This window comes from Streptomyces sp. NPDC041135 (genome assembly GCF_055592085.1).
On sequence record NZ_JBVIYZ010000003.1, the window covers coordinates 218,821 to 241,759 of the forward strand.

At 72.9% G+C, this 22,939-nt stretch carries 15 protein-coding genes; 8 read left to right on the forward strand and 7 right to left on the reverse strand.

The annotated features are described in order from the left end of the window. The first annotated feature begins 113 nt into the window (after positions 1–113). Positions 114–1,127, forward strand: a complete 1,014-nt coding sequence (locus ACZ6CZ_RS09255) for an AraC-like ligand-binding domain-containing protein (RefSeq protein ID WP_469017021.1) — start codon at positions 114–116, stop codon at positions 1,125–1,127. 5 nt (positions 1,128–1,132) lie between these two features. On the opposite strand, the gene ACZ6CZ_RS09260 is transcribed toward ACZ6CZ_RS09255, so the two are convergent. After that, complete coding sequence (locus ACZ6CZ_RS09260) at positions 1,133–1,633, reverse strand: carboxymuconolactone decarboxylase family protein (RefSeq protein WP_469017022.1); 501 nt, start codon at positions 1,631–1,633, stop codon at positions 1,133–1,135. Between the two features lie 86 nt (positions 1,634–1,719). On the opposite strand from ACZ6CZ_RS09260, the gene ACZ6CZ_RS09265 reads away from it, so the two are divergent. From ACZ6CZ_RS09265 to ACZ6CZ_RS09285, 5 genes are all read left to right on the forward strand, one after another. After that, the gene (locus ACZ6CZ_RS09265; RefSeq protein ID WP_469017890.1) at positions 1,720–2,664 is read left to right on the forward strand and encodes a pirin family protein; all 945 of its coding nucleotides are present in this window, start codon (positions 1,720–1,722) and stop codon (positions 2,662–2,664) included. 94 nt (positions 2,665–2,758) lie between these two features. Continuing rightward, positions 2,759–3,100 (forward strand): GNAT family N-acetyltransferase, encoded by a 342-nt coding sequence (locus ACZ6CZ_RS09270; RefSeq protein ID WP_469017023.1) that lies wholly within the window; start codon positions 2,759–2,761, stop codon positions 3,098–3,100. Between the two features lie 160 nt (positions 3,101–3,260). Further along, on the forward strand, positions 3,261–4,232 hold the full coding sequence (locus ACZ6CZ_RS09275; protein WP_469017024.1) for an alpha/beta hydrolase: 972 nt from the start codon (positions 3,261–3,263) through the stop codon (positions 4,230–4,232). Positions 4,233–4,253: 21 nt separating this feature from the next. Continuing rightward, positions 4,254–4,973, forward strand: coding sequence for an alpha/beta fold hydrolase (locus ACZ6CZ_RS09280; RefSeq protein ID WP_469017025.1), 720 nt, complete (start codon positions 4,254–4,256; stop codon positions 4,971–4,973). 98 nt (positions 4,974–5,071) lie between these two features. Then, positions 5,072–5,689 carry a TOPRIM nucleotidyl transferase/hydrolase domain-containing protein gene (locus tag ACZ6CZ_RS09285; protein WP_469017026.1) on the forward strand — a complete coding sequence of 206 codons (618 nt, stop codon included), beginning with the start codon at positions 5,072–5,074 and terminating at the stop codon, positions 5,687–5,689. 24 nt (positions 5,690–5,713) lie between these two features. Here ACZ6CZ_RS09285 and ACZ6CZ_RS09290 read toward each other — a convergent pair whose 3' ends face one another. The 5 genes from ACZ6CZ_RS09290 to ACZ6CZ_RS09310 form a co-directional block, all read right to left on the reverse strand. Beyond that, entirely contained in the window at positions 5,714–8,977 is a 3,264-nt protein-coding gene (locus tag ACZ6CZ_RS09290; RefSeq protein WP_469017028.1) for an AAA domain-containing protein, read from the reverse strand. Between the two features lie 147 nt (positions 8,978–9,124). Beyond that, on the reverse strand, positions 9,125–9,280 hold the full coding sequence (locus ACZ6CZ_RS09295; protein WP_469017030.1) for a hypothetical protein: 156 nt from the start codon (positions 9,278–9,280) through the stop codon (positions 9,125–9,127). Between the two features lie 139 nt (positions 9,281–9,419). Then, positions 9,420–10,949, reverse strand: a complete 1,530-nt coding sequence (locus ACZ6CZ_RS09300; protein ID WP_469017032.1) for a helix-turn-helix domain-containing protein — start codon at positions 10,947–10,949, stop codon at positions 9,420–9,422. Positions 10,950–11,013: 64 nt separating this feature from the next. After that, entirely contained in the window at positions 11,014–11,214 is a 201-nt protein-coding gene (locus ACZ6CZ_RS09305; RefSeq protein ID WP_469017034.1) for a DUF4236 domain-containing protein, read from the reverse strand. A 108-nt stretch (positions 11,215–11,322) separates the two neighbouring features. Then, complete coding sequence (locus ACZ6CZ_RS09310; protein ID WP_469017035.1) at positions 11,323–11,688, reverse strand: hypothetical protein; 366 nt, start codon at positions 11,686–11,688, stop codon at positions 11,323–11,325. A gap of 606 nt (positions 11,689–12,294) precedes the next feature. Between ACZ6CZ_RS09310 and ACZ6CZ_RS09315 the strand changes: the two genes are divergently transcribed. Together ACZ6CZ_RS09315 and ACZ6CZ_RS09320 are read left to right on the forward strand one after the other, a co-directional pair. After that, positions 12,295–15,093 carry an aconitate hydratase gene (locus tag ACZ6CZ_RS09315; protein WP_469017037.1) on the forward strand — a complete coding sequence of 933 codons (2,799 nt, stop codon included), beginning with the start codon at positions 12,295–12,297 and terminating at the stop codon, positions 15,091–15,093. 664 nt (positions 15,094–15,757) lie between these two features. Then, a complete protein-coding gene (locus ACZ6CZ_RS09320) occupies positions 15,758–19,024 on the forward strand; it encodes a GH92 family glycosyl hydrolase (protein ID WP_469017039.1) in 3,267 nt (1,088 codons plus the stop codon). 80 nt (positions 19,025–19,104) lie between these two features. Here ACZ6CZ_RS09320 and ACZ6CZ_RS09325 read toward each other — a convergent pair whose 3' ends face one another. Further along, positions 19,105–22,917 carry a GH92 family glycosyl hydrolase gene (locus tag ACZ6CZ_RS09325; protein WP_469017041.1) on the reverse strand — a complete coding sequence of 1,271 codons (3,813 nt, stop codon included), beginning with the start codon at positions 22,915–22,917 and terminating at the stop codon, positions 19,105–19,107. Positions 22,918–22,939: the final 22 nt, after the last annotated feature.

Sequence of the window (22,939 nt, forward strand, 5' to 3'; positions counted from 1 at the left end):
CCGGCCCCCTGTTTGGCTGGAGGCGGCGGGTCCGGGGGGACGTGCCGGTGTGCCGCCGGCCCGGTTCCCGCCGGTTCAGGGGCCGGAGGTCCAGGGGTGGAGGGAAGAACCAGGTGAGTCCGGTGACGGAGACGGCTTCGGTGTCCGAGGGGGACGAACTCGCGCGCTGGCGGGAGGCGATGAGCGAAGCGCTGGTGCCCGTGGCCGTCACCGCGCACGGCGGCGGTCCGTTCGCGGGCCGCGTCAGCACCGGCCGCCTCGGCTATCTGCGCATCACCGGCATCGAGGCCGGCGCGCACCGCATCAGCCGTACGCCCCGGCACATCGCCCGGTCGCCGGGTTCGTTCCTGGCGGTCGGCGTGCAGACGTCCGGCGCGGCCGTGCTCGTCCAGGACGGCCACCGGGTCACGGCGGGGGAGGGCGACCTGGTGGTGTACGACACGGCCCGGCCGTACCGCCTGGAGCATCCCGGGCCGTTCACCGCCCGGGTGCTCCAGCTGCCCCGGCGGGTGCTGAACCTCCCCGAGGAGGACCTGCGGCGGATCACCGGCACCGCCGTGCGCGGCACCGAGGGGTTCGGCGCGGTGCTGGTGCCCTTCCTGGCGACCCTGGCGGCGTCGGCGCACACCTACTCCGCGGCCGTGGCGGGCCGGCTGGCCGCGGGCGTCGTCGACCTCTTCACCACCCTGGTGGCCGAACGGACCTGTAACGGCACGGCCTACGAGGAGTCGGCGCGCGGTGAGCTGGTGCTGCGGGTCCGCGCGCACATCGACCGCCATCTCGCCAGCCCCGCGCTGTCCCCGGAGTCCGTGGCGGCGGCGATGCACATCTCCGTGCGCTACCTGCACCGCCTGTTCGAGGGCGAGGGCATCACCGTCGGCCGGCTGATCCAGCGGCGGCGGCTGGAGGAGTGCGCGGGTGAACTGACCCGTGCCGGGCGGACGGCGCCGACCGTCTCGGCGGTGGCGCAGCGCTGGGGCTTCGCCAACCCCACGCACTTCAGCCGGGTGTTCCGCGGTGCCTACGGCGTCTCCCCGCGCGAATGGCGCAACCTGCGCCTCACGGGCAGCACCGCGGGCGGTGCCGAGAAGGACGCCGGGGCCGGCGCCGAGGGCGCCGCGGCGTGAGCCGGTCAGGGGCGGGGGGGAGGGGCCTGCGCCGCCCGCACCGGGTGCCTGCTCAGGATGGAGACCCGGTTGAACGCGTTGATGGTGATCGCCACCCAGATCACCGCGGAGAGCTGGTCGTCGGTGAACACCGCGCGGGCGGCGGTCCAGGCGGCCGTCTGCGCGGCGGCGTCCGAGGGGAGGGTCGTCGCCTCGGCCAGCGCCAGGGCGGCCCGTTCGGCGGGCGTGAACAGCTCGGTGTCCCGCCAGGCCGCCAGCACGCCCAGCCGCTGCGTCGTCTCACCGCCGCGCAGGGCGGCCCGGGTGTGCAGGTCCAGGCAGTAGGCGCAGCCGTTGAGCTGCGACACCCGGAGGTTGACCAGCTCCACCAGCGCGCGGTCCAGACCGGCCCCGGCCGCTGTCGCGCGCACGGCCTCGGAGGTCCGCGTCAGCGCGTGGTAGGCGTCGGGGCTCTGCTTGTCGATGAAGATCCGCTCCGCCGCGGCCCCCGTCGTCCGGCTGCTCAACCTGGGCTCCTGTACCGTCACCGTCCGCGGTCGTATGATCGGACGTGATTGTTGAAGATGAAACTATCGTGAAAGCGGTGACCGTCATGGGCGACCTCGGCGACGTGGAGGTGCTCACCCCGCGTGACGTGCCTCTGGGCGGCCCCCGGGCCATGACCGTACGGCGCACCCTCCCGCAGCGCGCCCGCACCCTGATCGGCGCCTGGTGCTTCGCCGACCACTACGGCCCCGACGACGTCGCCCGCACCGGCGGCATGGACGTCGCCCCGCACCCGCACACCGGACTGCAGACCGTGAGCTGGCTGTTCAGCGGGGAGATCGAACACCGCGACAGCCTCGGCAGCCACGCCCTGGTGCGCCCCGGGGAGCTGAACCTGATGACCGGCGGACACGGCATCAGCCACACCGAGGTCTCCACCCCGCGCACGACCGTCCTGCACGGCGTCCAGCTCTGGGTCGCGCTCCCCGCCGAACACCGGCGCACCGGCCGTGAGTTCCGGCACCACGTGCCCGAGCCGGTGCGGACCGACGGCGCCGAGATCAGGGTCTTCCTGGGCGCCCTCGCCGGAGCCGTCTCACCGGTGCCGACGTTCACCCCCCTGCTCGGCGCCGAGATCACCCTCGCCCCGCGCGCGTCGCTCACCCTCGCCGTGGACCCCGGCTTCGAGCACGGCGTCCTCGTCGACCGGGGGGACGTCCGCGTGGGCGGCACCGCGCTGCGCCCCGCGGAACTGGGCTACGTCCCGCCCGGCGACGCCACCCTGACGCTGGTCAACGAGTCCGACGACACCGCCCGCACGATCCTGCTGGGCGGGACGCCGTTCGAGGAGGAGATCGTCATCTGGTGGAACTTCGTCGGCCGCAGCCACGACGACATCGCCCGGGCGCGGGAGGACTGGCAGCGGGCCTCCGCGCGCTTCGGCACCGTCGAGGGATACCCGGGCGAGCGCCTGCCCGCCCCCGCCCTGCCGAACGCCACCCTCGCCCCGCGCCGCAACCCTCCGCTCCGCACCCCGCCGCACCACGCCTGATCCGCCCCGCCCCGCCTCTGATCCGCCCCGTACCACGTCCGATCCGCGCCGGGCCGCCGCCCGCGTCCGCCCGTCCGACCCGAAAGGGGTCCCCGTGACCCAGCCTCCCGCCCCCGCGGCCACCGTCGAGCGCAACGACGCCCGGCACCGCTACGAGATCCTGGTCGACGGCGCACGCGCCGGCCTGACCGCCTACCGCGACCGCGGCGCACAGCGCGTCTTCCACCACACCGAGGTCGACGACGCCCACGCCGGGCAGGGCCTGGCCGGCCGGCTCGTCCAGGAGGCGCTGACCGACGTACGCGCCCAGGGCCTGCGGATCGTCCCCGTCTGCCCGTACGTGGCGAAGTTCCTGACCCGGCACCAGGAGTTCGCCGACATCACCGACCCGGTGACCCCGGACGTGCTGCGCTGGCTGGAGACGGAACTCGGCTGAGGTCTCCGTGCACTGAGGGGCCACCGGTGGTGCGCTCACGGTCAATGCGGCCCGCCGGCAGGGTCCTAGCGTGAGGGACGCCGGCCCGAGGCGCTCGCCGTCCGGTCGCGTCCGTATCCGCCGGGGCAACCGGCGCCGAGTCGACCCACAGGAGACGTACATGTCCGACGCAGCCGAGCCGGTCCAGCCCGTGCTGGAGCCCGCGGCCGCCGCCTTCGCCGAGGCCACCGCCCGACCGCCCTACCTGTTCGACCTGGCCCCCGCGGAGGGCCGCAAGGCCGTCGACGAGGTGCAGTCCGGTGAGATCGACAAGCCGGCCGTGGACGAGGAGTGGGTCACCGTCCCCGGCGGCCCGACCGGCAGCGTCCGGGCGCGCGTCGTCCGGCCCGCCGGTGCCACCGGCACCCTGCCGGTGATCCTGTACATCCACGGCGCCGGCTGGGTGTTCGGCAACGCCCACACCCACGACCGCCTGGTCCGCGAACTCGCCGTGGGCGCCGGTGCGGCCGTCGTCTTCCCGGAGTACGACCTCTCGCCCGAGGCCCGCTACCCGGTCGCCATCGAGCAGAACTGGACGGTGGCCACCTGGATCGTCGAACAGGGCGCCGCCAAGGGCCTGGACGCCTCCCGGCTGGCCGTGGCCGGTGACTCCGTCGGCGGCAACATGGCCGCCGCCCTGACCCTGATGGCCAAGGAGCGCGGCGGGCTGCCGCTGGTCCAGCAGGTGCTGTTCTACCCGGTCACCGACGCCGCGTTCGACACCGGCTCCTACCACCAGTTCGCCACCGGCTACTTCCTGCGCCGCGACGGCATGCAGTGGTTCTGGGACCAGTACACGACCGACGAGGCCGAACGCGCCCGGATCACCGCCTCCCCGCTGCGCGCCACCACCGAGCAGCTCACCGGCCTGCCCCCGGCCCTGGTCATCACCGGCGAGGCCGACGTGCTGCGCGACGAGGGCGAGGCGTACGCCAACAAGCTGCGCGCGGCCGGCGTGCCCGTCACCGCCGTCCGCTTCCAGGGCATCATCCACGACTTCGTGATGCTCGACGCCCTGCGCGAGACCCACGCCGCCGAGGCCGCCATCCGCCTCGCGACCGGCACGCTGCACGCCGCCCTGCACACCGCCTGAGTTCCGAGGAGCACCGCGACCATGAGCACCTCCACCCCGACCGTCGTCCTCGTCCACGGCGCGTTCGCCGACGCGGCCTCCTGGTCCGGCGTCATCACCGAACTGCGCCACCACGGCATCCCGGTGATCGCCCCGCCCAACCCGCTGCGCGGCCTGGCGTCCGACGCCGCCTATGTCGCCTCCGTCGCCGCCCGGATCGACGGCCCCGTCGTCCTGGCCGGCCACTCCTACGGCGGCGCCCTCATCACCGTCGCCGGCACCGCCGAGAACGTCGTCGGACTCGTCTACGTCGCCGCCTACGTGCTGGAGGAGGGCGAGAGCCTCGGCGAACTCCAGGGCCGCTTCCCCGCCTCGCCGCTGGTGAGCAACCTCGAGCAGTGGACGTACCCCGGCGCGGACGGGGAGCCGGCCGTCGAGGTCACCATCGCCGCCGACGCCTTCCCGTCCGTCTTCGCCGCCGACGTGCCCGCGGAGATCACCGAAGTCCTCGCGGTGGCCCAGCGCCCGCTCGCCGCCGCGGCGTTCGAGGAGCCCGCCACGGCGGCGGCGTGGCGGACCAAGCCGTCCTGGGCGCTGGTGGCCGGCGCCGACCGGGCGATCAACCCGGAGGTCGAGCGCTTCGGCGCCGAACGGGCCGGCGCGACCGTGGTCGAAGCGGAGGGCGCCTCCCACGCGGTGGCCCTCTCCCAGCCGAAGCGGGTCGCCGAACTCATCCGCGAAGCGGTACGCGCCACCGGCTGACCCCTCGGGGTACGCCCCGCCCGACCCCGGGAACCGATCACCGCCCGGCCGGCGAAAAATGCCTACCGCTGCCGGCGGACAGGGCCGACACTCGTCCCATGGCCGACATGGAGTCCTTCCGGGAGGCGGTCGCCGCGTGGGCGGCCGGCGGCCCCGGCGACACCGCGCGCGAGCTGGCCGGGCGGGTACCCGTCCGGACGGCCGTGCTGCTCGAAGGACCGAGCGACGCCGCGGCGGTGAACGCGCTGGCCGCGAGCCGCGGCCGGGACCTCGCGGCCGAGGGGGTCTGCGTGCTGCCGATGGGCGGCGCGATGAGCGTCGGCCGCTTCGCCGCCCTCCTCGGCCCGCCCGGCCTGGACCTCCGCCTCACCGGCCTGTGCGACGCCGCGGAACGCCGCTACTACACCCGCGCGCTGGAGCGGGCGGGCGCCCCCGACCAGGGGTTCTTCGTCTGCGCGGCGGACCTGGAGGACGAACTCATCCGCGCGCTGGGTGTGACCCGGGTCGCCGAACTCGTCCGCGCCCAGGGCGACCTGCGGCCCCTGGAGACCTTCCTGCACCAGCCCGCCCAGCGCGGCCGCACCGCCGCCCAGCAACTGCGGCGCTTCCTCGGCACCAAGAAGGGCCGCAAGATCCAGTACGGCCGAGTCCTCGTAGAGGCACTCACCCCCGACCGGACCCCCGCACCGCTCGACGCGCTGCTCGCCAGTCTGTGACCTCAGCCCACACCGGTCCAGGCGTCAGTGCGCACCCCCGTCCGTCCTGATGTCCTGGTTCCAGGCGTCGCTGCGGCCGTTCCGCCCGGTTTTGCATCCCGTGTCGTAGCAGCGCCAGAACCAGACGCCGTTCGTGCGGCGGCGCAGTTCGACGCTGTCACCGCCGCAGCGGGCGCACTTCGGCGGGCGGGCGAACAGTTCGGCGTGCTCGTGCTCCAGGAGCTTGCGCGCGAAGTGGCCGCCTTGGATCGTCACCATGACCTCACGGGTCCACGACTGGGAGAGGGTGTTGAGGCTGCCGATCATCACCGTACGCTCGTCGATCACCGCGATCTTCTGGTGCATGACGTTGACGGGGACGACCGTGTGGACGACGGCCCGGAGGTCCGCGATGAGAGCCTGGTTCTCCGGGCGGGCCTGTAGCCGGTCCGTGTCGTCGCGGATGAACACGCTCACGCGCACGCCGCGACCGGCAGCCTCGCGCAGCAGTGGCAGGATGGCGCGCACCCGGTTCGCCACCCACGGAGCCCACAGCCAGACCGAGGCGCGGGCGGTGCGGATCTCGTCCTCGAAGGTGCTGAAGAACGTCGTCTCGTCGTCGATGCCCCTGATCTCGACGTGCCGGGCGAGTACGTCGGCGAGGGCGGCGCCGAAGTCGCCACGGCCGGGCGCGTCCTCGTGCGGCGGAGTGATCAGATGACCGGCCCGCAGGCGCCGTACACCCGGCGTGCCGACCAGCGCGGCCAGACGGGAGAAGGCCGTGCCCGCCTTCGCGGAGCGTATGCGCTCCCAGCTGCCGATGACGTAGAGGCGGGTCTGGACACGGGTGGCAGCCACGTTGAACAGGCGTACGCCGTTGCGCGCCCAGTCCGACGCGCCCGGCTCCCGGTGCGCCAGTGACATCCACAGGTCCCGGCCGTCGGCGCCCTCTACCGTGTCGAAGACGACGACGGGGAACTCCCGGCCCTGGAAGCGGTGCGCCGTACCCACTTCCGCGAGCGGGCGGCCGCCGCCCTCCACGTCCCGCAAGGCCTCCAGGGTCGCCTCCGCCTGCACGCCGTACGGGGTGACGATGCCGGTGTCCTCACCCTTCGCGCGGTGGTGGTCCACCAGCGCCCTGGCGATCAGCGACCCGGCCGGCCACCATCCGCTGCGGCGCCCGGTCAGATGGGGCCGGGCCAGTTCGTGCAGTCCGTCGGTGTCGACGACGACGATCTCCGGGTCGTCGGGGGGCCGTGGTGCCGCGGTCTGCTTGCCGCCCCGCAGCATGCCTCCGTACGCGAGGGAGTTGGCCAGGTTCATCACCGCCGGGCCGAAGCGGTGCTGCTCCGTCAGGGTGACGCAGGCCGGGTGCCGCCGGGCGTCCTCGGGGTCCTGGATGCCGCAGTGCTGGAAGACGTCCGGGAGCAACCAGCGCTTGACGTCCGGGCGGTCGAGGTCCTTCAGCCGGTCCTCGACGACTGGGCCGAGCTGCATGAAGTCGCCGAGCAGAACGGCCGTGCGGGTCGCCTTCGCCGTCGCGAGGATCACTTCGGGCAGCGTCGCCGCACCTGCCTCGTCGACCAGGACCACGTCGTACGGGCCCTCGAACACGGCCTTGTTGGTGCGGAACCGGGCGAGCGTGGTGGCGACCAGCCTCGCGTTTTTGACGATCTCACCCCCGGCGTTCCGGGCGAGGCGTTCGTACTCTTCCTCGATCTGCCCGAACTCCGCCTCCAGCGCGGGACGGCGAGCGGTGTCGGCGGTCACCCGGGGCCGTAATCGCTCGGCGCGGGCGTGGCGGGCGGGGCAGTCCCCCTGCTCGGCGCGAGCGGTGAGTTCAGCGGCGTCCAGAGCGCGCAGGACGGCCTGTTCCAGCAGCGTGGTCTCCTGGCGGCGGGTGGCCACGAGGTCCTGGGCGGACCTGTACGTGGACTGCGCCGAGGCGAGTGCCTGCTCCAGGGCCGTGATCTCTTCGGGGGTGTGGGTGATGCCGGCGACCAGGTCCGTCAGCTCCTTCCCCAGCGCGGCGCTGTGCGTCTCGGCCATGACGCGCGCGGCCTGCGCCTCCCGGCGGGTGCGGACGACCTCCTCCTCGGCGGCGGCCAGTCGCTCTCGCAGCTCCTGCCGTTTCTCCCGGTCACGCCACCGGGCCATCGGCCGCTGGGCGTCGAGCTGCCTCAGTTGCCCGCGCAGTTCGCGAGAGCGTTCCTCGGCCGCCAGGGCATCGGCCTGCTCGCGCTGCGCGGCCAGGAGGACGCGGGACTGCTCCCCATGCAGCCGGTCGGCCTCGGACCACTTCCGGCGCGACTCCTGCGCCGCGTCCCGGTTCCGCTGGGCCGCCACCGCGGCCTGCTGCGCGGCCTCCTGCTGCGCCAGGGCCTCCTCCAGCAGGGTCGCGGCCCTCTCCGCCCGTTTCCGCACGGACACCGGGTCCTGGCCCGGCGTACGCAGCAGCTTCAGCGCGTCGAAGTACGCGGCCGGATCGAAACGGACGAGTGAGGCGTCCAGCGCGGTCAGTTCGGCGGCACGAGCCCGGATGTCGACCAGAGCGGCCTCGATGCCGCGCCGCCGCTCGGCGGTCTCGGCCAGGCGCCGGCGCACCATGAGCGGCAGCGACACCGCGGGGTCGTCGGCGATCTCGCGCAACTGGGGCGGACCCACGCGGACGATGTCACCCGGGGCGTGCCTGTTCTCCTTCACCACACCCGACAGCGCGTTGTCGACGGCGATGTTGGTGGCGGACACCAGCAGCACCCGGTCACCGCGGGCGATCAGGTCGCCGATGGCACGCTTCAGCACGGTCGTCTTGCCGGTGCCCGGCGGACCCCACACCAGATGTACTCCGCCCTGACCCAGGCACGCGCGGTAGGCGTCCCCCTGCGCCCGGTGGAACCCCGGGGGATCCGGCAGGGGAGCGGGTGTGCCGCCGATCGAACCCGCGGCCAGGGCGCTCGCCAGGGGCGCCTCGCCCTGTCCGGCGATGCCGTCGCGCAGGGCGGTGACGAGGAAGGTCGGCGGCTGCTTCAGCAACCACAGATACGCGTCCGTGAGGTCGGCGAACTCGGCGACCTTCAGCGTCAGCAGGGAGCCGTTCTGCACCGTCTCCGAGACGGTGAAGCCGTCCGTCTCGATGCTCTCGGGCTGCGGCCCCGCGAGTCGTAGCGCGTCCAGCTGGTCCGGTCCGATGTCGGAGCCGCGCAGGTCCACCGCGTACCAGCCGGCCTCCTTGATGCGAACCGCCCGTCCCACCCGCTGCCAGCGCGGCGGCCTGTCCGTGCCGCCCGTGAGCGCCACCAGTTCGTCCAAGGCCGCGGCGATCTCCTCGCGCCACCCCACCCGTCGTCGCCCCCGCTCCCCGTCCCGCCGGCAGATCCCGCGCCGACCCTACCCAGCAGGAGCTGCCTGCGCTCCCGCGGGCACCATGCCGGTTCCGTGACATGCCACGACGGGTGGCTACGCCTCCACGGTGCCCTGGGTCGGGCCCTGCCACTCGTCCAGCGACTCCGGCAGGCGCCGCAGGAACTTCTCCCGGTACAGCGCGAGGTCCTCGGCGACCGGGTCCGGGAGACCGCTCGGTGCCGGCGCGGGGTGCTGCGGGCTGGAGGGCATGGCTCCACTATGGCGGCCGGGGGAGCGGTGAGGGTGATGATGCGCGGGCGCGCACCGGGTACGGTCCCCTCCTGGCTCGCCTGGGCGGGGGCCAGGAGGGGGGTGGGGCGGAGTTGTGCCGGGGGAGGCTCGGGGAGGGTCAGATGTCCCGGAAGATCTCGATCTGGGCGCCGATGGAGTTGAGGCGCTCGGCGAGGTCCTCGTAGCCGCGGTTGATGACGTAGACGTTGCGCAGCACCGACGTGCCCTCGGCGGCCATCATGGCGAGCAGGACGACCACGGCGGGGCGCAGGGCGGGCGGGCACATCATCTCGGCGGCGCGCCAGCGGGTGGGGCCCTCGACCAGGACCCGGTGCGGGTCCAGCAGTTGCAGGCGGCCGCCCAGGCGGTTGAGGTCGGTGAGGTAGATCGCCCGGTTGTCGTAGACCCAGTCGTGGATCAGGGTCTGGCCCTGGGCGACCGCCGCGATGGCCGCGAAGAACGGCACGTTGTCGATGTTCAGGCCGGGGAACGGCATCGGGTGGATCTTGTCGATCGGCGCCTCCAGCTTGGAGGGCCGGACGGTGAGGTCCACCAGGCGGGTACGGCCGTTGTCCGCCGTGTACTCGGGCGTGCGGTCGTGGTCGAGGCCCATCTCCTCGAGGACCGCCAGCTCGATCTCCAGGAACTCGATCGGCACCCGGCGCACCGTCAGCTCCGACTCGGTGACGACGGCGGCGGCCAGCAGGCTCATCGCCTCGACCGGGTCCTCGGAGGGGGAGTAGTCCACGTCGACGTCGATGTTCGGCACGCCGTGCACGGTGAGCGTGGTGGTGCCGATGCCCTCGACCTCGACGCCCAGCGCCTCCAGGAAGAAACACAGGTCCTGGACCATGTAGTTGGAGGAGGCGTTGCGGATGACCGTGACGCCGTCGTGCCGGGCGGCCGCCAGCAGCGCGTTCTCGGTCACGGTGTCGCCGCGCTCGGTCAGCACGATCGGGCGGCCGGGCCGCACCGAGCGGTCCACCACCGCGTGGTACTGCCCCTCGGTGGCCGCGACGTCGAGCCCGAACCGGCGCAGCGCGATCATGTGCGGCTCGATGGTCCGGGTGCCGAGGTCGCAGCCACCGGCGTACGGCAGCTTGAAGCGGTCCACGCGGTGCAGCAGCGGGCCGAGGAACATGATGATGGACCGCGTCCGCACGGCCGCCTCGGCGTCGATCGCCGTCATCTCCAGCTCGGCCGGGGGCACCAGTTCCAGGTCCACGCCGTCGTTGATCCAGCGGGTGCGCACGCCGATGGAGTTGAGCACCTCCAGCAGGCGGTACACCTCCTCGATGCGGGCCACCCGGCGCAGCACCGTGCGCCCCTGGTTGAGCAGCGAGGCGCACAGCAGGGCCACGCAGGCGTTCTTGCTGGTCTTGACGTCGATGGCGCCGGACAGCCGGCGCCCGCCGACGACCCGCAGATGCATCGGGCCCGCGTAGCCCAGTGAGACGATCTCGCTGTCCAGGGCCTCACCGATGCGGGCGATCATCTCAAGGCTGATGTTCTGGTTGCCGCGCTCGATGCGGTTGACGGCGCTCTGGCTGGTGCCGAGCGCCTCCGCGAGCTGTGCCTGTGTCCAGCCCCGGTGTTGCCGGGCGTCACGGATGAGCTTGCCGATGCGTACGAGGTAATCGTCTGCCATGGGGTTGAGGTTATCTCAGATATGAGATGGCACCTCCTGAGGGGTCCGTTCGGGTGACGCGGCGTCAGTGCCCCTTGCTGCGGCTGGTGCGGCGCCACCCGAAAGGTCCGGGCAGATCCATCGATGTCGTACGACGTCCGGTGCTGCTGTGGGTGTGGCGCGGGCCGTGGCTGCCGCCGCCGGTGGTGATGGACCAGGAGTGCTTGTTGATGTTCAGTCGCACCCCGGGCAGGATGCGGAAGCTCTTGCGGAACGTGAGCGGCACGGATCTCTCCCTCCCTCGGACGCCGGGCGGGCCCCGGCATCCGACGGATACCCCCGCCGCGCCCGGCAATGGCAGGCGCGGCGCTACTTCCTGCCGGCCCCCGGAGGTTCAGCCCGGCTGGCACCCGGAGGCGAACAGGGAGTCGCCGTTGACCGTCACGGACGAGCAGACCACCGACAGGTTGTGGACGACGTAGGTGTGCTGCCCCGTGGGTGTCTGGGCGTTCGACGTCGCCGTGTCCACGGTGAAGTGGTAGGGCGCGCCGCCGTCGGCGAATCCGCAGCCCGAGACCGACGTGATGAGGTTGGGGAACAGGTAGCCGCTGCCGGCCGGCAGGAAGGCGATCGAGTTCGATGTCGGGCAGTGGGTCGTGGTCGACGCCTGCGCGGCCGGGGCCGGCGCCCCGAGCGCGACGGCCCCCGCGGCCACCGCCGCCACGCCCACCGCCGTCGTGCGGCGCACGAGCTGTCCCATGGCGATTCCCTCCGGTCGGTGCGCCGGGCCCGCGCCCGGCTCCTCGACCGGCCAGCCTCCTCGTGCCGCCGCCCCCGGACCAGACCGCTACCGGCCAGCCTTCTCGTACCGCCCCCCGGGGCCGGACCGCTGCCGGCCGGCCTTCTCGTGCCGTCGCCCCCGGGCCGGACCGCTGCCGGCCGGCCTTCTCGTGCCGTCGCCCCCGGGCCGGACCGCTGCCGGCCGGCCTCCTCGTGCCGTCGCCCCCGGGGCCAGACCGCTACCGGCCATGCGGAGCCGGACGCCGCCCCCCGACCAGACGGCTACCGGCCATGCGTAGCCGGACCGCCCCCGCCACCGCCACCACCCACTGGCCGGGCCGCCGCCGGCCGGCGGGGTGCGACGCGGAACGGTGGGGTGCGACGCGGAACGGCGCGGCGAAGCCCGGGCATGACCATCGCGGCCTCATGTACTAGAGTTATCTCGACATCGAGATATCTGCCGAAGGTGCACCGCAGCCGCCACCCCGGTAAGGCGACCCTAACTTAGCCTTGCCTCAGCGGACCGGCCGAGACGCCGTGGCGGCAGGATCGTGGTGGTACGCGCACATCAATGAAGGAGACTGTCGTGTCGGCGAACAGCTTCGACGCCCGCAGCACGCTGCAGGTGGGCGACGAGTCGTACGAGATCTTCCGGCTGGACAAGGTGGAGGGCTCGGCCCGCCTGCCGTACAGCCTCAAGGTCCTGCTGGAGAACCTGCTCCGCACGGAGGACGGCGCGAACATCACCGCCGACCACATCCGCGCCCTCGGCTTCTGGGACTCGCAGGCCCAGCCCAGCCAGGAGATCCAGTTCACGCCGGCCCGCGTGATCATGCAGGACTTCACCGGCGTGCCCTGCGTGGTGGACCTCGCCACCATGCGCGAGGCCGTGAAGGAGCTGGGCGGCGACCCGGCGAAGGTCAACCCGCTCTCCCCGGCCGAGCTGGTCATCGACCACTCCGTCATCGCGGACAAGTTCGGCACGCGCGAGGCCTTCGCGCAGAACGTGGAGCTGGAGTACGGCCGCAACAAGGAGCGCTACCAGTTCCTGCGCTGGGGCCAGACCGCCTTCGACGACTTCAAGGTGGTCCCGCCCGGCACCGGCATCGTCCACCAGGTGAACATCGAGCACCTGGCCCGTACGGTCATGGTCCGGGGCGGACAGGCCTACCCCGACACCCTCGTCGGCACCGACTCGCACACGACCATGGTCAACGGCCTCGGCGTCCTCGGCTGGGGCGTCGGAGGCATCGAGGCCGAGGCCGCCATGCTCGGCCAGCCGGTCTCCATGCTCATCCCGCGCGTCGTCGGCTTCAAGCTCACCGGCGAGCTGCCGGCCGGCACCACCGCCACCGACCTGGTGCTCACCATCACCGAGATGCTGCGCAAGCACGGCGTCGTCGGCAAGTTCGTCGAGTTCTACGGTGAGGGCGTCGCCGCCACCTCCCTGGCCAACCGCGCCACCATCGGCAACATGTCGCCGGAGTTCGGCTCCACCGCCGCGATCTTCCCGATCGACGGCGAGACCCTCAACTACCTGCGCCTGACCGGCCGTTCCGCGCAGCAGGTCGCGCTCGTCGAGGCCTACGCCAAGGAGCAGGGTCTCTGGCTGGACCCGAAGGCCGAGCCGGACTTCTCCGAGAAGCTCGAGCTGGACCTCTCCACGGTCGTGCCGTCCATCGCCGGCCCGAAGCGCCCGCAGGACCGCATCGTCCTGGCCGAGGCCGCCCAGCAGTTCGCCAAGGACGTCCTCAACTACGTCGACGCCCCCGTCGGGCAGACCGCCGGCGCGGCCGCCTCCCCGGTGGACGAGGCCAGCGCCGAGTCCTTCCCGGCCTCCGACGCCCCGGCCTACGGCAGCCAGGAGAACGGCGCGGGCGCGCCGCAGCACGGCGAGGGCACCGGCGCGGCCGTCCCGTCCAACCCGGTCACCGTCACGGCCCCCGACGGCTCGACGTACGAGATCGACCACGGCGCCGTCACCGTCGCCGCGATCACCTCCTGCACCAACACCTCCAACCCGTACGTCATGGTCGCCGCCGCGCTCGTCGCGAAGAAGGCCGTGGAGAAGGGCCTGACCCGCAAGCCGTGGGTCAAGACCACCCTCGCCCCGGGTTCCAAGGTCGTCACCGACTACTTCGACAAGGCGGGCCTGACCCCGTACCTCGACAAGGTCGGCTTCAACCTGGTCGGCTACGGCTGCACCACCTGCATCGGCAACTCCGGCCCGCTGCCGGAGGAGGTCTCCAAGGCCGTCAACGACAACGACCTCGCCGTCACCTCGGTCCTCTCCGGCAACCGGAACTTCGAGGGCCGTATCAACCCCGACGTCAAGATGAACTACCTGGCGTCCCCGCCGCTGGTCGTCGCCTACGCGCTCGCGGGCTCCATGAAGGTGGACATCACCCGGGACGCCCTGGGCACCGACCAGGACGGCAACCCGGTCTTCCTGAGGGACATCTGGCCCTCCGAGGCCGAGGTCAACGACGTCGTGGCGAACGCCATCGGCGAGGACATGTTCAACAAGTCCTACCAGGACGTCTTCGCGGGCGACGCCCAGTGGCAGGCGCTGCCGATCCCCACCGGCAACACCTTCGAGTGGGACCCGGAGTCCACCTACGTCCGCAAGCCCCCGTACTTCGAGGGCATGACGATGGAGACCACCGAGGTCACCGACATCTCCGGGGCCCGCGTCCTGGCCAAGCTGGGCGACTCGGTCACCACCGACCACATCTCCCCGGCCGGTGCCATCAAGGCCGACACCCCGGCCGGCAAGTACCTCACCGAGCACGGTGTGGAGCGTCGTGACTTCAACTCCTACGGCTCCCGCCGTGGCAACCACGAGGTCATGATCCGCGGCACGTTCGCCAACATCCGCCTGCGCAACCAGATCGCGCCGGGCACCGAGGGCGGCTACACCCGCGACTTCACGCAGCCGGACGCGCCGGTGTCGTTCATCTACGACGCCTCGCGCAACTACATCGAGCAGGGCGTCCCGCTGGTCGTCCTGGCCGGCAAGGAGTACGGCTCCGGTTCGTCCCGCGACTGGGCGGCCAAGGGCACCGCGCTCCTGGGCGTCAAGGCCGTCATCGCCGAGTCGTACGAGCGCATCCACCGCTCCAACCTCATCGGCATGGGCGTGCTCCCGCTCCAGTACCCGGAGGGCCAGAACGCCGAGTCCCTCGGTCTGACCGGCGAGGAGACCTTCGCCATCTCCGGTGTCACCGAGCTGAACGACGGCACCACGCCGCGCACGGTCAAGGTCACCACCGACAGCGGTGTCGAGTTCGACGCGGTCGTCCGCATCGACACCCCCGGCGAGGCCGACTACTACCGCAACGGCGGCATCATGCAGTACGTGCTGCGCAGCCTGATCCGCAAGTAGGCGGCGCCCCGCGAGTCCGGTCCGCGAGCGGACCCGCGGACCGGCACGGCGGCGAAGGGCCGCACCCCCGTCACCGGGGGTGCGGCCCTTCGCCGTACCGCGCTCGTCGACGTCCGGCGATGCCTGGGCTTCGGTGACGGTCTCCGCAACAACTCGCGCGCCGGGCGTTTACAGCCGCCGCACTCCGCGCTAGCTTCCCGGAAGCGTGTGGTGGGAGCGCTCCCACCCGGCGGACCGGAACCCGCTGGACCGGACCCGCTCCCACCGCACGTTTCTCCGCGGGGCGAGCGGCCGACCGGCGACCGGTCACCGGTGCGATCGGCTCTGTGCGGTCGGCTCTGGGCGGACCCGGTGACGGTTGGCACCGGGTCCGCGAGCCGGGCAGGTGAGGGGGGTGGGAGTGACCTGCCCGGATGGAGCGTGGCTTGTGGCGACGCCGGAGGGCGCGACAACGTTGTCCTATCGTCCGCCTCCGACTTTACCGCCTCAACGGACAACGATGTCAAGCTAGTTCACCGAGACCGTGCGGGTGACGGCCGTGTGGGGCGCCGGTGTGCCTGCGCGGGCGTACGCGGTCTTCCGTGGTACCGCTGGCGCACGCTACTGTCCCTGCGGCTTGTGCGACCCGTGGTGCGCGACCCGACCGAGGAGGAAGGGCCGCGTCATGCGTTTGTGCCCCACCCTGCTGCTGGCCGCGCTGCTCGCGACCGGCGGTGCCACCCCCGCCCTCGCGGCGCCCGCCGCGCCACCCCCGCACCTGGTCAAGGACCCCACGGCCTACGTCGATCCGCTGATCGGCACCAAGAACGGCGGCAACGTCTTCCCGGGCGCGGTCGTCCCCTTCGGCATGCTGTCCTGGAGCCCGGAGAACACCCGCGGCGACGCCACCAGGACGGCCGCGCCGGGCGGTTACCAGTACGACGCCACCCGCATCCGCGGCTTCAGCCTCACCCACATGTCCGGCACCGGCTGCGCGGGCGGCAGCGGCGACATCCCGTTCTTCCCGTACGCCGGCGAGGTCGCCTCCTCCCCGGCGAGCGACACCCGGGACGCCGTCTACGCCTCGGACTTCAGCCACGCCGACGAGAGCGCCGAGCCCGGCCACTACCGGGTGGGCCTCGCCTCCGGCGTCACCGCCGACCTCACCGCGACCGCCCGCACCGGCGCCGCCCGCTTCACCTACCCGGCGGACAAGCCCGCCTCGTTGCTGGTGCGCACCGCCAACTCCGAGGTGGGATCCAGCGCTTCGACGGTCACCATCGACCCGGCCGCCCGGACCGTCTCCGGCTCCGTCACCTCGGGCGACTTCTGCGGCTACCTCGACCCCGAGGGGCAGCGCCCGTACTACACGCTGTACTTCACCGCCCGCTTCGACCGCGCCTTCGCGGCGACCGGCACCTGGCAGGACGACCGGCTCAGCCCCGGTTCCACCTCCGCCTCCGGCTCCACGGGCGGCTTCTCGCACGGCGGGCGGCCGGTGGCGGGCAAGGGCGCGGGCGGGTACGTCCGGTTCGCGCCCGGCACCGGCCCGGTCGGCGTCCGGGTCGGCATCTCCTACGTCAGCCAGGCCGCGGCCGCGGCCAACCTCCGCGCCGAGAACCCCGGCGGCCGCTCCTTCGACGCGGTGCGCGACGCCGCCCGGCGGGCCTGGCGCGACCGGCTGGGCGCGGTGCGCGTCGGCGGCGGCACGGAGGCCGAGCGCACCACCTTCTACACCGCGCTCTACCACGCGCTGCTGCACCCGAACGTCATCAGCGACGCCGACCGCCGCTACCGGGGCAGCGACGGCCGGGTGCACCGGGTGGGCCGCGGCCACCGGGCCCAGTACGGCACCTTCTCCGGCTGGGACGTCTACCGCGACCAGGTGCAGCTGCTGACCCTCCTCGACCCGCGCACCGGGTCCGACATCGCCCAGTCGCTCTACACGCTCGCCGGGCAGAACGGCGGGACCTGGGACCGGTGGCTGCACGGCGCGGCCGGCACGCACGTGATGAACGGCGACCCGTCGGCCACCGCGCTGGCCGGCATCCGGGCCTTCGGCGGCACGGACTTCGACCTGGACGGCGCCCTGGCCTCCCTGGTGAAGGCGGCGACGGTGCCGACGCCGCAGGACCTGTCGGCAGCCGGCAAGCCGGTGCTGTCCGTCGGCCAGCGGCCCTCGCTCGACCGGTACCTGCGCCTGCACTACATGCCCAGCGTCTCCAACGCCTGGGGCGGGGCGGCGGAGACCCTGGAGATGTCCACCGCCGACTTCTCGCTCTCCCAGCTCGCGCGGGCGGCGGGGCAGGAGGACACCGCCGCCGCCTTCGCCCACCGGGCGCAGTGGTGGCAGAACAACTTCGACCTGGCGGCGGCTCCGGGCGGCGGTTACATCGCCGACCGCAGGGCCGACGGCAGCTGGGTGACCGGCTTCCGCCCGGACACCGGCGCCGGCTTCGTGGAGGGCACGGCCGCCCAGTACACCTGGATGGTCCCGCACGACCCGGCGGGGCTGTTCGCCGCGATGGGCGGCACCAAGGAGGCACTGGCCCGGCTCGACGACTTCTTCCACGACGCGGACGGCGGCTGGGCCCTCACCGGCAGCGGCGGCACCAAGTCCGAGCTGGACAACGAGCCGTCGCTGAACGTCCCCTACCTGTACGACTACGCGGGCGCCCCGTACCGGACGCAGGAGACCGTGCGCGCGGCCGTGCGGCAGCTGTGGTCCACCGGGCCCGGCGGCATCCCCGGCAACGACGACCTCGGCGCGATGTCGTCCTGGTACGTCTTCTCCGCGCTCGGGATGTACCCGCAGGTGCCCTCGCGGGCGGAACTGGTGCTCGCGTCGCCGCTGTTCCCGCGGGTGGAGATCAGCCGCCCGCACGGCAACGACATCTCCGTCCGGGCGTCCGGGGCGGCGGCCGACGCGCCCTACGTGCGGTCCCTCGCGGTCGACGGCCGCCGCAGTGACCGGGCCTGGCTGCCCGCCTCCTTCGTCCGCGACGGCGGCACCCTCGACTACACCCTGTCCGCCACCCCCGACCGCTCCTGGGGCGCCGCCGCGCCGCCGCCGTCGTTCCGGCGGGGCGAGCAGCCGTACCAGATCGGCGTCGGTCCCACCGCCGCCACCGTGGCGCCCGGCGGCAGCACGCAGCTCCGCGTCCGCGCCCTCGCGCTGAACGGCGGCGCCGGGCCCGAGGTCCGCTTCCGCGTCGAGACCCCGCCGGGTGTGCGGGCGGTCCCCGCCGAGGGCACGGTCACGGGCGGCGCCCAGGACATCACCCTGACCGCAGCCCCGGACGCCGACCAGGGCTTCGCCACCGCCGAGGTGACGGTGACCTCGGACGGCACCTCCTACGTCCAGCCGGTCGCCCTGACCGTGGCCGCCCCGGGCACCCTGCTCGCCGCCTACGACAACACCGGCGTCAGCGACGACACCGGCGACCATGACGAGGCCGACTTCGACGGCGGCGGCTGGAGCTACTCCCGCCAGGCCCTCGCCGCCGCCGGTCTCACCCCGGGCGGCGACGGCACGGCCGGCGGGCTCGCCTTCACCTGGCCCGCCTCGCCCGCCGGGCGCCCCGACAACGCCTCCGCGTCCGGCCAGAGCATCGAACTGCGCACCCCGGCCCACCGGCTGTCCTTCATCGGCAGCGCGGTCAACGGCGACCAGCGGGCCACGGCGACGGTCACCTACACCGACGGCACCACCGCCACCGCCGACCTCTCCCTCACCGACTGGACCGTCGGCGGCGGAGGCGGCACGGTCCAGTACGGCAACCAGGTCGTCGCCAGGAGCGCCTACCGCAACGTGGCGGGCGCGGACCGGGACCCGGTGGCGACCTACGTCTTCGCCACCGCGCCGTTCACGGCGGCCGACGGCAAGGCCGTCCGCAGCGTGCGGCTGCCCGACAACGCCGACCTGCACGTCTTCACCCTGGCCACCGGCTGAGCGGCGGCGGGTCATGAGAAGGGGGCGGACCCGGCCGGGTCCGCCCCCTTCTCCCTTTCGCCGGCCCGCCGCCGTGCGGGTCAGGCCAGCAGTTCCACCTCCGCCAGCGCCGCCTCGCCGTCGAGGACCAGGCGGTACCTGTGGTAGCCGCCCGGAGCGGCGATGCTGAACGCCCTGGTCTGCCGGTCCCAGCGGAACGCCTCACCGGAGCGGCGGTCCAGCGTCCGCCAGGTCGTCCCGTCCGCCGAGCCCTCCAGGGCCCAGCCGGACGGCGCCTTCGCGCGGTCGTCGGTCGACGTCAGCGTGTACTGCACGGCCTCGGTCCCGTCGTCGCCGGCGGGCACCGGGAGGTCCACCGAGGTGACCGACGCGCCGGTGGCCGAGGTGTCGTCGAACAGGGCGCCGTCGCCCTTGAGCACGTCCGCGCGCGGGGCGGGGACCCGGTCGTCCTGGGTGATGGAGACCGGCGCGGCGCCCTTGCCCGAGCCCCACGCGGACGGCTCGGCCCCCATGGCGAACTCCAGCACCCCGCCCTTGGCGAGCAGCGAGTGGGGCAGCGACGTGGAGTTCCAGGGACGGCCGTCGACCCGGACACCCTGCACGTAGACGTTCCGGACGCTGTTGCGGGGCGCCTTGATCACCAGGTCGTGGCCGTTCTCCAGGTGCACGGTCGCCTTCTTGAACAGCGGCGAGCCGATCGCGTACTCCCCGCTGCCCATGACCAGCGGGTAGAAGCCGAGCGAGGAGAACAGGTACCAGGCCGACTGTTCGCCGTTGTCCTCGTCGCCGTGGTAGCCCTGCCCGATGTCGCTGCCGGTGTACAGCCGGGACAGCGCCTCGCGCACGTGCCGCTGGGCCTTCCAGGGCTCACCGGCCGCGTCGTACATGTAGATGACGTGGTGCGCGACCTGGTTGGAGTGGCCGTACATGCCCATCCGGACGTCCCGGGCCTCGGTCATCTCGTGGATGACACCGCCGTAGGAGCCGACGAAGTCGGGCGAGGCGGTCTCGGGGGTGGAGAAGTAGGTGTCGAGCTTGTCCGCCAGGCCGGCGCGGCCGCCGTACAGGTTGGCCAGGCCGCGGCTGTCCTGGGGCGCGGTGAAAGCGTAGCCCCAGCCGTTGGTCTCCGTGTAGTCGTAGCCCCACACGCGCGGGTCGTACGCCGAGGAGTCGACGCGCCAGGCGCCCTTGGTGTCCCGGCCCTGGAAGAAGCCGGCCTTGGGGTCGAACAGGTTCACGTAGTCCCGGGCGCGGTCGAGGAAGTACGCGGCCTCCTCCTGGTAGTGCTTCTCGCCCGTCGAGCGGTACAGCGCCTGCCCCATCCGCGCGAGGCCGTAGTCGTTGACGTAGCCCTCCATCGCCCACGACAGGCCCTCGTGCGTGTCGGTGCTGGTGTACCCGAGGAACGGCGAGGTGGCCATGCCCTTGCGGCCGACGCCGGACATCGGCGGGACGACGGTGGCGTTCTTCAGGGCCGCGTCGTACGCCGCCTTCGCGTCGAAGCGGACGCCCTTGACGTAGGCGTCGGCGAACGCCACGTCGGAGGAGGTGCCGGTCATCAGATCGGCGTAACCGGGGGAGGACCAGCGGGAGGTCCAGCCGCCGTCCTTGTACTGCTGCACGAACCCGTCGACCATCCGGCCCGCCTGACCGGGCGTCAGCAGCGAGTACGCCGGCCAGGTGGTCCGGTAGGTGTCCCAGAAACCGTTGTTGACGTATATCGAGCCGTCGACGATCTTCGCGCCGGTGTGGGTCGGGGTGTCCGGGCCCGTCATCGGGGAGAAGGGCGAGGCGTAGCGCTGCACGCCGTCCACCGTCTCCGAGCCGGAGTTGGGGTAGAGGTACAGCCGGTACATGCTGGAGTACAGCGTGGTCAGCTGGTCCGGGGTGGCGCCCGCCACCTCGACCTTGCCCAGCAGCCGGTCCCAGGCCTGCCGGGCCCGTGACTTGACGGTGTCGAAGGAGGTGCCGTCGGGGATCTCCTGGCGCAGGTTGTCCTTCGCCTGGTCCAGGCTGATCAGCGAGGTCGCCAGGCGCAGGGTGACGGTGCGGTCGGCGCCCGCGTCGAAGCGCAGATAGCCCTTCACCCCACTGGAGTCGCCGGCGGTGACCGGGCGGTCGAACTCGCCGTACACGAACAGCCGGGTCGCGCCGGTGGACAGGCCCGACTTCACGTCCGAGTAGCCGGTGACGATCCCCTCCTCCTTGTCGAGGCTGAGGCCCGCCTGCTCGGTGACGTTGTCGAAGAGCACGCTCGCGTCGTCACCCGGGTAGCTGAAGCGCAGCACGGCCGCGTGGTCGGTCGGGGTCATCTCGGCCTTGAGCCCGTTGTCGAACCGCACCCCGTAGTAGTAGGGCCGCGCGGTCTCGTTCTCGTGCCGGAACGCCAGCTGCCGGGCCTGGCGGCCGGTGTCCGGGGTGCCGGAGGCGGCGGACGGCATCAGCTGGAAGGTCTGCCGGTCGCCCATCCAGGGGCTCGGCTCGTGGCTGGCGCTGAACGCCTGGATCGTGGGCAGGTTGTCGTCGTCGTTGGCTCGCGCGTACTCGTACAGCCAGCTCAGTGAGCCCGCGTTGGTCACCGGCGTCCAGAAGTTGAAGCCGTGCGGCAGCGCGGTCGCCGGGAAGTCGTTGCCGCGCGAGAAACTGCCGCTGGAGTTGGTGCCGCGGGTGGTCAGCGCGTAGTCCGACAGATGCGCCCGGGGCTTCTCGGGCGCCACCGGCCGGATCGCCAGGTCGTCGATCCAGCCCCGGAACTTGGCCGGGCCGTCGGGGGAGTCGTACGCCAGCAGGACGCGGTCGACCGTCTTGCCGGCCGCGACCGAGCCGATCCGGGAGGCGACGTCGTTCCACTGGTTGACGTACAGCACCTTGGCCGCGCCCTGGCCCCGCGGGGAGAGGGTGAACCCGTGCTGGTCGGTGGCGCCCAGGTCGCTCAGATAGGTGCCGTCGGTGAAGGCCAGGTCGACGGAGACGTCGGTGGCGTCGTAGTCGCGGTCACCGTCCGCCATGGAGGGGAAGACGCGGTACGACAACCGGGTGTCGCGGCCCACCTTCACGTTCACGTCGAACAGCTTGTTGGACGAGTACGCCCGCCCCCCGGCCGTGTGCCGCCCCGCGTACCGCAGCGCCCGGAGTCCGGTGAAGCCGGCCCGGGCCTTCGCCGTGGGCGAGCCGTTCGGGCCCCGGTCGACCAGCGTCAGCATGTCCTGCGGGACCGGCCCGCCCCCGCCGCCCGTGGAGAACTGCACGTCGGCGAGTTGCACGATGTCCGGCGCGCCGTTGTTGGCGGTGATGTCCAGCCGGAAGTGGCGGTACTCGGCCGGCTGGGCGAGGTCGAAGGACCGGGTCTGGAACCGCTCCGCGAAGGTCTCGCCCGAGCGGGTGTCGAGGGTCTTCCAGTCCTTGCCGTCCGCCGAGCCCCGCAGCGTCCAGTCCCGGGGGTCGCGTTCGGCGTAGTCGTTGGCCGAGGTGAGCGCGTAGGTCACCAGCTTGACCGGTTTGTCCAGGTCGAACTCGGCCCAGCCGGTGGACTGGAAGGACAGCCACTTGGTGCCCGGCTCGCCGTCGGCGAGGTTCTCCTTCACCTCGCCGGCGCCCGGGTTCTCGCCGCTCGCCCGGACGTCGGTGACGTGGTCGGTCACGTTGCCCGGGATGCCGGTGCTGTAGCCGCCGTCCACCCCGGAGGCGCGCTTGGCGCCGTCCGGGCCGGTGTCGACGGTGTTGAGCCAGTCGGGGGCCGGATCGTCCGCCTCGAACGAGGATGCGAACTCCCGGTCGGCGGCCGGTGCCCGGGCGGGCAGGGCGACCGCCGCCCCCTGTGCCCCCACCGCCATGACGAAGGCGGCCGTGAGGACGACCGCCGGACCTGATCTGTGCCGAGCCCTCCGCTGCATCTGCGGAAACCCTCCCTGCCCC

What these genes read in the sequence shown, in the direction of transcription:
- ACZ6CZ_RS09285 (WP_469017026.1), top strand. Translation starts at nt 5,072, where the DNA reads ATGGCCGACATGGAGTCCTTCCGGGAGGCGGTCGCCGCGTGGGCGGCC.
- ACZ6CZ_RS09295 (WP_469017030.1), bottom strand. Translation starts at nt 9,280, where the DNA reads ATGCCCTCCAGCCCGCAGCACCCCGCGCCGGCACCGAGCGGTCTCCCG.
- ACZ6CZ_RS09300 (WP_469017032.1), bottom strand. Translation starts at nt 10,949, where the DNA reads ATGGCAGACGATTACCTCGTACGCATCGGCAAGCTCATCCGTGACGCC.
- ACZ6CZ_RS09275 (WP_469017024.1), top strand. Translation starts at nt 3,261, where the DNA reads ATGTCCGACGCAGCCGAGCCGGTCCAGCCCGTGCTGGAGCCCGCGGCC.
- ACZ6CZ_RS09320 (WP_469017039.1), top strand. Translation starts at nt 15,758, where the DNA reads ATGCGTTTGTGCCCCACCCTGCTGCTGGCCGCGCTGCTCGCGACCGGC.
- ACZ6CZ_RS09280 (WP_469017025.1), top strand. Translation starts at nt 4,254, where the DNA reads ATGAGCACCTCCACCCCGACCGTCGTCCTCGTCCACGGCGCGTTCGCC.
- ACZ6CZ_RS09325 (WP_469017041.1), bottom strand. Translation starts at nt 22,917, where the DNA reads ATGCAGCGGAGGGCTCGGCACAGATCAGGTCCGGCGGTCGTCCTCACG.
- ACZ6CZ_RS09265 (WP_469017890.1), top strand. Translation starts at nt 1,720, where the DNA reads ATGGGCGACCTCGGCGACGTGGAGGTGCTCACCCCGCGTGACGTGCCT.
- ACZ6CZ_RS09310 (WP_469017035.1), bottom strand. Translation starts at nt 11,688, where the DNA reads ATGGGACAGCTCGTGCGCCGCACGACGGCGGTGGGCGTGGCGGCGGTG.